This window comes from Streptococcus sanguinis (assembly GCF_050225395.1).
Lineage (GTDB): Bacteria > Bacillota > Bacilli > Lactobacillales > Streptococcaceae > Streptococcus.
Genome location: NZ_CP071431.1, coordinates 2250364 through 2262506 on the forward strand (window position 1 = coordinate 2250364; position 12143 = coordinate 2262506).

Consider the following 12143-nt stretch of genomic DNA (forward strand, 5'->3'; position numbering starts at 1 on the left):
TTACTTATACTGACCTAGATTGAGATCTTCTGTCTGCTGCGCTAGACGAATCGCATCGCCAACGGCAGCAGCCATCCGGTGCTTAGCCACTTCGTGCACTCTGACAACTTCAACACCTCTGCTGGCCGCAAGGCTAGTCAGATGGGCTGAAGCTGTATCACGGTTTTCAAAGCCTTCCTGAGTCTCAGGATTGACCTCAAAGCCGTTTTCTTCTAAGATACTAACGAGAAACCGCTTACGAGAAACCCCAAGAAAAATAGGAAAACCAGCCTGATGGAGACTATCCAGCTCCTGCAAAATGAGAAGATTCTCCCGCTTGGTCAAACCGAAACCAATCCCTGGATCCAGCATGATATGATCACGCGAAAGGCCGGCATGTTCCGCCACCTTCAAAGATTTCTCAAAACACTTCCACATTAGTTCTGCAATCGGCAGCTCTGCAAAAAGAGACAATTCTTTCTTACTAAAAGCAGGGGCAAAGCCAAATTCTGGGAAAATTTTTGAGCTAGCGTGTTGAGGACGAGCCATCACTGGATTAAACATGACAATGACTGGCGCGCCATATTTCGCAGCTGTCTCTGCCATCTTTTCATCACCCAAGAGACCAGTAATATCGTTGATGATATCTGCACCCGCAGCCAAAGCCGCTGCAGCCACTTCCGACTTCCAAGTGTCCACAGAAATTACAATATCACTTTCCCGGCGAATAGCTTCAATGACTGGCACCACCCGCTCTATCTCTTCTTGAATAGCCACAAAATGACTGCCTGGCCGAGTAGACTCACCACCAATATCCAGCATGTGAGCTCCCTCAGCAATCAGCTTTCTAGCCTGAGACAATGCCGTCTCAACCGTGTTGTAGCGCCCACCATCTGAAAAGGAATCCGGCGTCGCATTGATAATACCACAGAGGCCCGTTCGGCCATCTGGAGCAATTGCTTTTAGATTTACCATTTGACTTTCATCTCATTTCTATCGACTGCCCTGCTCTTCAACAAAAAAGGCACACTCATCTAGTGTACCGCAAAGCTCTCAGCAGATGCAGCATCCAGTCCTATGAACTGCACTCGACTTCACAAGAAGACCTTATCTAGTCCCTTGTTTCATTTACCATTTTACCATAATTCTTCTATTTGACAAAACACTTTCTAAAAGCAAAAGGGTAAAAGGCTGAGAATAATCATATTTCGGAGAATATGGGCCAGCATAGACAGCTCCAAACGCTGAAAATAAGGCCTGAGGAGATGGGCAAAGACTAGTCCCAAAACTAGATAGGACAGAAAACACAGAGTTTCCTGAGGATTTTTCGCAAGGGAAAAGCAGAGCAAACCTAGTGCAATCCCCCAGCTCTTCCGATAGCGAAGAGAGAAGTCACTGTCAACAAATTTCGGTGCTGCAGGGGATAAAACGACGATGTCAATCCCCAGAAGCAAAAGAGAAGATGACAGAAAACTCTCCGTCAGCATCTGCTCCACCGCCTGTTCTGACTGCGACTCCTTGCCACACAGCAGAAGAACCCCCGCAGCATTGACCAAAATCATCAAAAAATACAAGAAAAGCAAGTGTCGATAATTGCTTGACTGACGAAGAGAACCTTTGATTTCCTGAAGTTCTCTGGAAAAATAAAAGGCACAACAAAAAAGCAACCCCAGCAAGCCCACCATAAAAAGCAGATTAGCCTGACTAAAGACCAAGCGATGAGGCATTGGATGAAACATGAGTAGCAGTCCCGTCTGAGTCAACATAGCCAGTAATAACAATTGAATGATTTTCTCTAATTTCAGCATATTCTCTCCATTCTTCTCTTATCATTATAGAAGAAGTAAGAGCAAGCTGGGAGAAATCCCCTCAAATGTCCTAATTTGTGCCTCAAATGACAAAAAAGCAGATATTCTCTGCTTTCCTACTTGTTCACCAAACCTGTCAGTATCATGATGAGTACTGCAACTCCATTTCTCAACATGTGTGCCAAAATAGACATTTCCAAACGCTTAAATATATAAGCAACCGCAGCTAAAACAGCACCCATACCTGCATATATAACAAAACTGCCGATATTGGTCGGGCCATGAAAAAGACCGAAAAGAATGACTCCTACAACCAATCCCCAAACATAATGCTTGGTAAAAATCTTCTGAGGAATCAAGCCACGAAAGACCACCTCTTCCAAAATAGGAGCCTGAATCACGGCACCTACCACTAATAAAATCTTGGGTACATGCTGAAATAAAGCATTCAAGGCATCCTGATTGGCAGTGGAAATAGCCTGGCCTTCCAGCAGCATGATAATTGCTCCCAGCATGTTGACGCCAATCATGACAACATTAGAAACAGCTAACCAGCCAAACGAAGACCATTTAAAAAAGCTAAAGTCAAGGCTCAGCAGTTCTTCTTGCTTAGCCATTCTCAGAACAAAAAAGATAATCAAAATATATACCACCAGCACAAAGATGGTCTGTCCTACTGAAAAATTCTTCTCAGAAGACGTCATTTGCCGGATAAATATAAATGGTATCTGGCTGAGAAATAGGACAAACAGAGTCAGTAGGATGTACTCTAATTTTTTTAGAATTGCTTTCATATCTTCCTCCTTTTCCTTCCTAGTATAGCTCAATTTTCTTATTTTGTATAGACAATTCTTAACTGCAAGCATTTTATATATCACGGGTTGGGAACTAATACTGATAGTGACTATGAGATAGAATCGCTCAATGTTTTCAAGGCCAGCAACCAAGAAAATCCTTTATTAAAGCATATAAAAAGCCCAGTCAAACTGAGCTTTTGAATTTTTTGATTTATTGATTTTTGAAGCGTTCGACATCACGAGCAATGACCAACTCTTCGTCAGTCGGGATAACCAAGACTTTGACCTTGGCATCAGGAGTGGAAATCACGCCTTCTGCACCACGAACATTCTTTTCTGGATCTACGTTACAGCCAAACCAAGAAATACCATTAATAACCAGTTCACGAATGGTCACAGAATTTTCACCGATTCCTGCGGTAAAGATGATAGCATCAGCTCCATTCAAGACGGCAAGATACTGACCAATGTATTTTTGAATCCGGTCTACAAAAATGTCGTTGGCTAATTGAGCCTTGGCATCACCTGCCCGCATCGCCTCATGAATATCACGCATATCACTAGACTTCTCAGAAACTCCTAGCAGGCCTGATTCACGATTCAAAACGCGGCTAATATCTTCTGGAGTATTAAAGTCATCTGTGTATTGCATCAGGTAAGGAATGATGGCTGGGTCAATATCCCCTGTACGCGTTCCCATCATGACACCGCCAAGTGGTGTGAATCCCATAGAAGTATCTACAGAAACGCCCTTGTCTACTGCTGTGATAGAAGCTCCGTTACCAATATGGCAAGTGATAAGTTTGAGTTCTTCAATTGGACGTCCCAAAATTTTAGCAGCTTCCTTGGCTACATACTCATGGCTAGTACCGTGAGCTCCGTACTTGCGGACCTTGTTTTCAGTGTAATATTTAGTCGGAATCGGATAGCGATATGCTTTTTCCGGCATAGTTGTATGGAAAGAGGTGTCAAAGACCACCACGCTGGTAATGTCTGGCAGAATTTCTCTAAAAGCACGGATGCCTGCAGCGTTGGCTGGATTATGCAATGGAGCCAGAAGAGACAACTCCTCTACCTTTTGAATCACTTCTTCATCAACGAGAGCTGAATCCTTAAAGTATTCACCACCAGCCACAACACGGTGACCCACACCGGTAATCTCATCATAAGATTCAATGATATTAAAGCGTTTCAAATCATCCAGCAAAATTTTTACGGCCTGCGTGTGATCTGCAATATCAAGAACCTGCTTTTCTGAACGACCGTCAAATTTCACTGTTGAAATAGAATCCTTGAGACCAATCCGTTCCAGCAAGCCCTTAGCCAAGACCTTTTCTTCCGGCATCAAGTAGAGTTGCCATTTTAAGCTTGAGCTTCCTGCATTAATAGAAATTGTTTTCGACATTTCTTCACCTCTTTAAGCGTTTTCAAAATTATTATATCAAAATTTTGTTTGAATTTCACTACCTTTGTACCAGTTTTGAAAACTTTGACGGAATTTAAACATTTCTTCATGGTCCTGCAAATCCCGCAGAGGATAGATAAAAGGCTGAATATTATTCGCTTCCTGTTTCCTCAAGACAAAAAGAGTTTTGGCATGCTTGCTGCTTGAGAAAATAGACTCTGGCAAGGTTATCATCGCGATGAACTGAGCTTTGGCTAGGAGCCATTTTTTCAGCAGAGGAGCTTGAGCGCTGGTCAAGAGGTCATTCGGCGCCAGAAATATGGCATAGCCTCCCGGTTTAAGATATTTGAGCGACTGTTCCATTAGAAGATGGTGGGCATAAGTGTGCTCATCCGGACTAGCCACTTCATAGCGAGAGGCGATACTGTCATCCGGATAATAACCGACCGGTAAATCACTGATAATGATGTCACTCTCTTTCAGAACCTGAGGCCGAACCGCATCACCCTGAGCAAAGTGAGCCTTAGAGTTCATAACCTCTGCAATGCTGGCAGAAAGGTCAATTAATAAATCATCTAGCTCCAGACCTAAGTAGTCAATCTTCTTTTGGGTATGATTGAGAATAGTCTCAGCCAAATTTCCTGTTCCGCTGCCGATTTCTAATACATCAGCTTCCTCTCCGTGAGCCAGCTGATCCAATAAGAAAGTAATCAGAAAACCAATTGTGTCAGGTGTGAATTGATGATTGACCTGCATGGGCTCCGTCTGGGCAGCCTTCATCAGGATAAACTGATAGGCTCTCCGCCACTCTTCCTTGGTCAAATGCAGAGCGCGGATTTTTTCATCGTTGGCCAGAACTTCTTGTAAGTCCGTATCTCCATCTAGGTAAATGCCGTTCTGCTCAATCAGAGCATCGTAAAAATTGGTCGCCAGAGTGTTTTGGATATTCTGGACGTTTTCGAGAATCAGAGTATAAGCTTGTTCTATCTTTTCAAAATTCATGGAATCCTCCGTTCATCCTATCATACCAAAAATAAGGCCCCTTTCCAAGATATATAAAATTACAAAGATTTTACAGTTATATTAGTCTGACTTACCAGCTTTTTCCGAAACCGCTCTCTCCTTTTTGTCAGTTGCTTTCTTGTCTTCCTTAGCTTTATCCTCATCCTTCTTAGAAATGACAAAAGTAAAAGAATAGGAATGCCCGCTGCTGAGCCGACTGCTGATTTCCAGATCCTTCCCTTTCTTACGGTAGACCGCCTTGCCCTGCTCAAACTCCATCTCACCGCTATCATCCTTGGCTGTAGCTTTTGTCAGAACTGCCATAGCATAGGCTTCCGTCCTTTCCCTGTTAAAAAGCTGCAAACGCTGACTGCTGACTTGACGGTTGAGATAAAACTGCAGGAGCAGGCTAAAGACAGCGGCCATCAATAGCGCATACAGTAAAATCCCAGCCTCAACTTTCTTCTTCCACACGATAGACGAACTCCCTCTCTAAGCCTTTTTCAAAGCGAAAATGAAGATGGACAAGCTTACTGTCCTGACGCACATCAGCTGCTTCCAAACCATAAATCATAGGCTGGTAGCCGCGACCGCTCTTATCTGTTTTACGGAAATCATCTCCCTTGGATTTACCCAAGGCCAAGTCCCTGCCATCCTGTCTGATGTAGATTTTGTTGTCTTCAACCTTGTCAAATTGACTTCGCGAAAGCTCCGTCTCCAGTTGGTCGGTAAACAAAAGCCACTCTTGCTGCTGATTGTTTTCCTGCTGATGCAGTTCTGAAGATAAGAGCTGGGTCATGGCCTGAAAGACTAACACACCGCCACTGAGAACCAGCAAGGCTACTAAAGCCTCCAAGAGAGTAAAGGCCTTGACTTTAAGGTTTTTGGACACGAATAACTACCTCCCCTTCGTGATAGACCAGCAGCTGCTTATCTGTCTTAAGCTGACGCACAGCAATTCCATTGATATGAAGCTCTTCTTGTCCTGTTTGAAGGGCCATACGAGCTACCCGAAGCACCTCTTCCTGCTGCAGAAGGATCTGCTGCTCCTTACGAGACCGGCTAAGCTGTCCCAAAAGCAGACTGGCAATAGCCGCAAAAACTGCCATGGCCACCAGAGCTTCCAGCAGAATGCTAGCCTGAAGATGTCGTCTTTTTAAACTTTCCGTTGCCCATATAAAGCTGGTAAACAACTGTCCTGTCCTCCGTCTGAAAAGTAATTTTGCTGAGTGATGAATTTCCCCCAGCTCGGTCAAACTGAATGACCTGCTGCTCATGCTCCTGCAAAGTTTGTGGAAAGTCCAGCTCTTGATAGCCATTGGAAATCTGACGTCCTGAAATCTTGAGAGAAAGCTTCTCATGACCGGCTAAGCTCAACCTCTGCGTCTCCTGGTAGAGCCTCTCAAACTCTAAAAAGAAGAGTTGCTCTTGAACCTGATTGAAACCAGCCCTGACCGAGCCAGACAAGCCCAGTAAGAGAAAACTCACAACAAAAAGAACGAGGAGACTTTCCAGCAGCGTAAAAGCCTTAATTGGCAACCGCTTGAGTTTCGCCACTGTGTTTTCCATAGTAAGCCTTATAAGAATCTGCCTGTTTCTGGCTGATATTTCCTGCGCTGACTAGCTTGCTCAGGCTAGCCTTTTCATTGGTATTCTTCAGTTCATACAGCTCTGCCTGGCTTTCTACTACCTTGACCACCGCTGCAGTTCCTGTATCTGAAACAGCATCTTTTTGCTTGGTCAGATTAGGCACAAAGAGCAGCAAGAGAACGCTGATAACCAGCAAGACAATCAGCATTTCCACAAGGGTAAATGCTTGAACTTTTAAGGTATTAAGTTTTTTCATTACAAATGAACCTCCATATTCTGATAAATGGGCAAGAGCATTGCCGCATAAAGTAAAACAATCACTAAGGCAACAAAAATAAATACTAGGGGCTGAATGAAATTCATGGCCCGGTTGATACGTAGGAAAAATTCCTCCCAAGTCTTTTCAGCATAGACTTCCAGCTCACTTCCTAGCTTGGACTTGACCTCACCATACTCGATCATCAAGGACAATTCTTTCTTAAAGAAAGGATAGCTTGCCACCTTGTCCGCATAGCCTTGACCGCCTTGCAAAGCTGCAGCCATATCTTCTCCGATTTCTTTAAAGAGCTGGGAAGGCTGCTCCTGCATAATCGCAAAAATCTGACTCAGTTCCAAGCCCTGGCCAATCATATTTCCCCATTCACGAGCATAATAAGCGGTCAAGTAAGCCTGTACCAAATGTCCAAAAAAGGGCAGAGCTGCTAGTTTGCTGAAAAAACGAATCTTGGATGACTTTCGATAGTAAAAGACAGCCACTGAAACCAAGGCGGCCCAAGCAAGGCTGCTCCACAAAAAAATCTGAGGCAGGTGATTAATCAGCTGAGTAGCTAGATTCTGACTGTCTAATTGAGGCAGAAGATAGTTGCGCAATCCCAGCATGATAAGGACCAAAAAGCCCAGCAGCATGAGAGGATAGGTCCCTACCTCTATCAATTTTTTCTTAACCTTGGACAGATTTTCCAGATAGGCCTCAATTTTGCCCAGACTAAGTGTCAGATTGCCATGTAGCTCAGATAAGGAAAGCTGGGTTACAACGCTGTCGGAAAATCCCAGTCGACTGACAATCTCTGAAAAGGACTGACCAGCTGACAAGCCTGCCCGCATTTCAGTGACATATACTTCCTCCAACAAGGCACTTCGTCTCAGAAAGTCTACAATCTCTGCTAAGTGAAAACCGCTGCTGAAGAGATTATGAAAGAGCTCAATAATCTTTTTCTGCTTAGGCGTAGACAATTTTTTCGGTCTGCCTTTGCTCTGCACTGATATGTCCTTCTGCAAAAAGCTGATCAATCTGCTGATTCCAGATCTCGGATTCGTGCTCTTGATAGTTTTGACTGACAAAATCAACGACACCTCCTCCCCCAATTAAACGCTGGTAACAAACACCTTGAAGCACCATTCTTAGCTCGTCCTCACTAACGCCTAATTCCAAAAGCCGCTCATAGACACCGCGAACACTCTTGGCATGAATTGTTGAAAAGACCGTAGCTCCGGTCAGACTTGCCCGAACCACTGCCCTAGCTGTCTCTCGATCACGGATTTCCCCGATAATCAAGAGATCCGGACGATGTCGCAGAGATAGCTTAATCAGACTGTCATAAGTCATGCCGATGGTTTCGTTCAGCTGCAGCTGCAGCATAGCCTCTTGCTTAATCTCAACCGGATCTTCAATCGACATAACCTGCTGACCAGAAAATTTGAGCTGAGCCAAATGGTACATTAAGGTCGTCTTGCCGCTGCCGACCGGACCCGAGAAAAGATAGAGACCGCGAGCCTGAATTTTCTTTCGCAGCTCCGGCAATTGCTCAAACCAAAAGCGCAGCTCCCTGTCTTCGTCATGAAGGAGTCGGATAACCAGACTTTCAAAACCACGGTAATCCCCAACTGTCGACAGCCGGATTGAAACCTTGGCTTCCTCGCAGTCATAATCGCAAGACCCAAGCTGACTGCGGCGCTTCTCTCCAACATTCATACCTGCGACAAACTTAAAGTGGCTGATAACAGCTGACAGAAGCTCGAAATCATAAGTTTTTATAAAGCGACGTTCATCACCGATTCTCATATAAAGCTCATAGCAAGTAGTCTTAGGAATGAGGTAAATATCCTGCGCCCCCTCTTGCCGAGCCTGCCTAATCATTTCTTTTGCAATTTCTTGAACCATACATCCTCCTCACCTTACTATTCGCAAAAAATCCAGAAAAAGAAAAAACAGCAGAAGAAACTTAACTTCTAACAAGTTAGGTCTCTTCTGCTGCTCTATTATCAGATTTGCAAAATATATTCTTTCGATTTAAAGAGGCTTAGCGGATTTTAGTTTGACTGAGCAAGCTCGGTGCTTTTCAAGGCCGTTCTGCTTAGTATAGCCTGGCCGATACTTGCTCTTAGGAATCTTGCACTCATTCTCCAGCAAAAACAGCGAATGATACTGCTGAACATTCTCATCGCACTCCTCGCACCAGCGCTGATCCTCCGGATCCCAAAAAATTGTCATTAAATCACTGCGGCTCTTATACAAAGGTGACTGGTCTGCCATTTGCAGCCAGCGGTTTTTATAATACTTAAGGGCTTCATAATAATCATCGAACTGCTTCTTTGCAACGATATCCTCTTCCCAGCCATCCAGGAACCACCACGGTTCATAGTCCCCGTACATCTCAATTACACAATACATACTCGTCCTCTCTTTGTACCGTATATTATATATGAATTCTTTGACGAACAAAACTATTTTGCTCAAAATCAGAAAACAAGAACTTTATTGGAACGGAGACAAGCACATTACTCTTCATAATATGAAGAGTAATCTCACGGATAGTAATCTTAATAACCTTAGGAACAAATATTGTGTTCTTATAAAGACTTTCTATTTTAACGGTCTGTGAAATAAACCTCAATCTTTTTATTCAAAAAAGGTGAGACAAATGTCGTTTTGTCCCACCCTATTGTCTGCATGATCTTAAGCAAAATTTTCATCTTACTTGTTTCTGCATTATAAAGTTTCTAAAGCAATCATTGTGGTCACAGCTGCGTCATAGTAATTGTCTGACGGTAAACCTTGCATGAAGAGATATTTATTTTGCTGCACCAATTTGCGGAATTCTATATTGTTGTTAGCCGCATAGAATACTGGAGCAGTAAAGCTGCCAGCCTGATTGCTATTGAGAGCCTTGCCTTTCAGGTTGTAGCCCGCATAAATCTTTTCTTGATTGAGGAAGAAGCTCAACATCTTCTTCAGCATTTTTTGACTTTTTTCATCCTTGCTTTGAGCCAGGTTGTAAGGAAGCCGGCAAGCGTTATACGAATAATAGCCATCATTTGCAGATTCAACCGTATCAGCATCAGCTGCCCGAACTTTGTCGCCTTCAACCCAGATAAAGTCTGGTATCAAACCAGTCTTATTATCAGCGCTGATTGCTTCAAGTTTGCTAAGCATATTATCTCGGATTGTCAGCCACTGCTTATCCTTTGTCAGCTCATAGAAAGCTTGGAACTGCTGCGGCAATGTATCAGAAGTCCGCATGAGATTATAAAATTTCGATTCTGCATTTGCCCAGTTCCCAACCGTCAAAACGCCGTTGCTTTCATTATAGTTATATGCCAAGACATCTTTCAGAATAGCCTGAGCCTGATCTTGGTATTCTTTAGCCTTGTCCGGCCACTGCTTAGCAGCCTGAATCAAAGCATAGGCAATGTAGAGATCACCGTCTGTAGCATTGTTTTCGTCTTCATGGTTGCTCTTACCATCCTTAATCGTCTGTTTCCAAGACATGAGTTGGGTATCTTTCAGACGATGAGCTAGATAATATTGGTAGAGCTTTTCAAAATCAGCAGAACTGGCATCGCCTTGCTTAGCTGCATCCACAGCAATCACCATGCCATAACCCTGTGCCTCAGACAGCACAACATCTTCAGTCTTACTGTTTGTCGTCCTGATATAAGACAATTTGTCCTTGGTTACGACATATTCTTTAGACCATTGGCTGTATATCTTCTTTTTGATATTAGGAGTACTGCCCATGCGGGTGTACAACAGGATACCAGCCAAGACAGCCAGAATTGTCACAAACCAAATAAATCTTAATCTTGTTCTTTTCACACTTTCTCCTAACCTGCAAATCGTTTTGTTTTAACCCACTTGGTTTCTTTCCGCTTCAAAATCTTGTCCAAGATAACAGATCCTACTGCATCTAAAGAAACAACGATAAAGAGCTGAGAGTAAGTCAAATAGGACACAAGAGCCAGCCAAATCTGTTTGGTGGTCGCCTGTCCAAACTGAGAAGCCAGGGCGATATTGATCTGCAAAAGATAAAGCAAAATCATCAGAAGCCAGTTAAAGAGCATCAGCTGGACGATATAGATATTCTGAGCATCAAAAGCGAAAGGAATCCGCACATCTGGTACAAAGAGCTGGGTAATCATCGCCGCTACATTGGCAAAGAAAACCAAGTCAGATAAGACAATCGCCAGATTGAACCAGAAGAAGATACAAGAATAATTGAACACTTCCAGTTTCACGCGCCAGTTACCGCCACTAAAAAGATGTTTGAAGTTGGCAAGAACTACCTCGTAATTCCCCTTAGCCCAGCGCTTACGCTGCATGTAGTAGGACTTGAGGGTTTCTGGCTCTTGTTGGAAGGCCTCTGAGTTATAAGCCAAGGCAATCAGCTTGCCGCTCTGCATAATCTTAAAGGAAATTTCCGTGTCCTCTGTCAAGGCACCATTTTTCCAACCACCAATACTCTTAACAAACTCAGTGTTAATCAAGAAGTTCGTACCTGGAATCCGTCCAATCTTAAAGAGATGCCACATACCTACGTGGTAAACACGCTGAGTTACAACGATTTCTTGATTGATACAACGTGTCAGGAAGTTCTGGTTGGCATTGCGGGTCTTGTTGCGTCCGAAAGAAGCAACGTGGCGTTCTGGATCTTCCAAAACTTTTTTGACTAGGAAGTAAAGAGCATTCTTTTCTGGCATAGCATCCGCATCATAGACACAGATATATTCACCCTTGGCCATCTTCAGGGCGTCATTCAGCACCCCTGCCTTACCTCCCGTACCAGTACGGTCTGTAATTGTAATATTGCGTCCAGCGTACTCAGGCATAGCCTGAACTTTCAGCATTTCTTGATAAGTGTCATCCGAGCAGTTGTCCGCAAAGAGCAGAACTTCCACTCGGTCATGAGGATAGTCCAAGTCCAGAATGGCCTTAGTTGTCTGAGCGATAACCACATCTTCATTGTGGGCTGGGACAACGACTGTAACCATAGGATAATGTTCCAATGGGCTGGTATCCACGTTGAAGTCACTGCGTTTCATCCAGAAATGCACGGAAGAGCATAGAATAACCAAAGCCCAAGCCAGAGACATCCAGATGGAGAACAGAGTGACAATCATAATAAGTTGACTAATCATGACGAGTCACCGCCCTAAAATTTTTATTGACCCGATTGTAAATAACCAGATAATAAATGAAGAGGACCAAAAAGCTAATAGCAAAAAAGATACTTAGCACCATAGAGATGATAAAAAATACTTCTGTTAAAGACATGTGTTTACCTC

Annotated in this window: 16 protein-coding genes; all 16 read right to left on the minus strand. The window is 43.6% G+C overall.

The window, feature by feature from the left end:
• Positions 1-954 carry a dihydropteroate synthase gene (gene folP, locus J1C81_RS10965; protein WP_004189650.1) on the minus strand — a complete coding sequence of 318 codons (954 nt, stop codon included), beginning with the start codon at positions 952-954 and terminating at the stop codon, positions 1-3.
• Positions 955-1148: 194 nt separating this feature from the next.
• Positions 1149-1787 carry a CPBP family glutamic-type intramembrane protease gene (locus tag J1C81_RS10970; protein WP_004189652.1) on the minus strand — a complete coding sequence of 213 codons (639 nt, stop codon included), beginning with the start codon at positions 1785-1787 and terminating at the stop codon, positions 1149-1151.
• Positions 1788-1903: 116 nt separating this feature from the next.
• On the minus strand, positions 1904-2653 hold the full coding sequence (locus tag J1C81_RS10975) for a CPBP family intramembrane glutamic endopeptidase (protein ID WP_032910028.1): 750 nt from the start codon (positions 2651-2653) through the stop codon (positions 1904-1906).
• Positions 2654-2795: 142 nt separating this feature from the next.
• Positions 2796-3989 carry an acetate kinase gene (locus J1C81_RS10980; RefSeq protein ID WP_004189656.1) on the minus strand — a complete coding sequence of 398 codons (1194 nt, stop codon included), beginning with the start codon at positions 3987-3989 and terminating at the stop codon, positions 2796-2798.
• Between the two features lie 36 nt (positions 3990-4025).
• Positions 4026-4991, minus strand: coding sequence for a class I SAM-dependent methyltransferase (locus J1C81_RS10985; protein WP_004189658.1), 966 nt, complete (start codon positions 4989-4991; stop codon positions 4026-4028).
• Between the two features lie 81 nt (positions 4992-5072).
• Positions 5073-5465: a competence type IV pilus minor pilin ComGG gene (gene comGG, locus J1C81_RS10990; protein WP_004189660.1), complete on the minus strand. Its 393-nt coding sequence runs from the start codon at positions 5463-5465 to the stop codon at positions 5073-5075.
• Positions 5446-5883 carry a competence type IV pilus minor pilin ComGF gene (comGF, locus tag J1C81_RS10995; protein WP_004189661.1) on the minus strand — a complete coding sequence of 146 codons (438 nt, stop codon included), beginning with the start codon at positions 5881-5883 and terminating at the stop codon, positions 5446-5448. The genes comGG and comGF overlap by 20 nt, the downstream gene beginning before the upstream one ends.
• Entirely contained in the window at positions 5867-6100 is a 234-nt protein-coding gene (gene comGE / locus J1C81_RS11000) for a competence type IV pilus minor pilin ComGE (RefSeq protein ID WP_050540746.1), read from the minus strand. Before comGE ends, comGF begins: the two co-directional genes overlap by 17 nt.
• Positions 6101-6125: 25 nt before the next feature.
• Entirely contained in the window at positions 6126-6560 is a 435-nt protein-coding gene (gene comGD / locus J1C81_RS11005; RefSeq protein ID WP_004189664.1) for a competence type IV pilus minor pilin ComGD, read from the minus strand.
• Positions 6520-6837, minus strand: coding sequence for a competence type IV pilus major pilin ComGC (gene comGC / locus J1C81_RS11010; RefSeq protein ID WP_002896769.1), 318 nt, complete (start codon positions 6835-6837; stop codon positions 6520-6522). The genes comGD and comGC overlap by 41 nt, the downstream gene beginning before the upstream one ends.
• Positions 6837-7871: a competence type IV pilus assembly protein ComGB gene (gene comGB, locus J1C81_RS11015; RefSeq protein WP_263281148.1), complete on the minus strand. Its 1035-nt coding sequence runs from the start codon at positions 7869-7871 to the stop codon at positions 6837-6839. The genes comGC and comGB overlap by 1 nt, the downstream gene beginning before the upstream one ends.
• Positions 7801-8742 (minus strand): competence type IV pilus ATPase ComGA, encoded by a 942-nt coding sequence (gene comGA, locus J1C81_RS11020; RefSeq protein ID WP_002898643.1) that lies wholly within the window; start codon positions 8740-8742, stop codon positions 7801-7803. Before comGA ends, comGB begins: the two co-directional genes overlap by 71 nt.
• A gap of 129 nt (positions 8743-8871) precedes the next feature.
• A complete protein-coding gene (locus J1C81_RS11025; RefSeq protein ID WP_002907451.1) occupies positions 8872-9252 on the minus strand; it encodes a DUF1033 family protein in 381 nt (126 codons plus the stop codon).
• A gap of 318 nt (positions 9253-9570) precedes the next feature.
• On the minus strand, positions 9571-10677 hold the full coding sequence (locus J1C81_RS11030) for a glycosyl hydrolase family 8 (RefSeq protein WP_004189680.1): 1107 nt from the start codon (positions 10675-10677) through the stop codon (positions 9571-9573).
• 8 nt (positions 10678-10685) lie between these two features.
• The gene (locus tag J1C81_RS11035) at positions 10686-11996 is read right to left on the minus strand and encodes a glycosyltransferase family 2 protein (RefSeq protein ID WP_002896777.1); all 1311 of its coding nucleotides are present in this window, start codon (positions 11994-11996) and stop codon (positions 10686-10688) included.
• Positions 11989-12132 carry a hypothetical protein gene (locus tag J1C81_RS11040; RefSeq protein ID WP_002896778.1) on the minus strand — a complete coding sequence of 48 codons (144 nt, stop codon included), beginning with the start codon at positions 12130-12132 and terminating at the stop codon, positions 11989-11991. Before J1C81_RS11040 ends, J1C81_RS11035 begins: the two co-directional genes overlap by 8 nt.
• Positions 12133-12143 lie beyond the last annotated feature (11 nt).

Coding starts and splice junctions, on each gene's coding strand:
- J1C81_RS10980 (WP_004189656.1), bottom strand. CDS start 3,989: ATGTCGAAAACAATTTCTATTAATGCAGGAAGCTCAAGCTTAAAATGG.
- comGC (WP_002896769.1), bottom strand. CDS start 6,837: ATGAAAAAACTTAATACCTTAAAAGTTCAAGCATTTACCCTTGTGGAA.
- J1C81_RS10970 (WP_004189652.1), bottom strand. CDS start 1,787: ATGCTGAAATTAGAGAAAATCATTCAATTGTTATTACTGGCTATGTTG.
- folP (WP_004189650.1), bottom strand. CDS start 954: ATGGTAAATCTAAAAGCAATTGCTCCAGATGGCCGAACGGGCCTCTGT.
- comGA (WP_002898643.1), bottom strand. CDS start 8,742: ATGGTTCAAGAAATTGCAAAAGAAATGATTAGGCAGGCTCGGCAAGAG.
- J1C81_RS10985 (WP_004189658.1), bottom strand. CDS start 4,991: ATGAATTTTGAAAAGATAGAACAAGCTTATACTCTGATTCTCGAAAAC.
- J1C81_RS11040 (WP_002896778.1), bottom strand. CDS start 12,132: ATGTCTTTAACAGAAGTATTTTTTATCATCTCTATGGTGCTAAGTATC.
- comGE (WP_050540746.1), bottom strand. CDS start 6,100: ATGGCAGTTTTTGCGGCTATTGCCAGTCTGCTTTTGGGACAGCTTAGC.
- comGD (WP_004189664.1), bottom strand. CDS start 6,560: ATGGAAAACACAGTGGCGAAACTCAAGCGGTTGCCAATTAAGGCTTTT.
- J1C81_RS10975 (WP_032910028.1), bottom strand. CDS start 2,653: ATGCTTGCAGTTAAGAATTGTCTATACAAAATAAGAAAATTGAGCTAT.
- J1C81_RS11025 (WP_002907451.1), bottom strand. CDS start 9,252: ATGTATTGTGTAATTGAGATGTACGGGGACTATGAACCGTGGTGGTTC.
- J1C81_RS11035 (WP_002896777.1), bottom strand. CDS start 11,996: ATGATTAGTCAACTTATTATGATTGTCACTCTGTTCTCCATCTGGATG.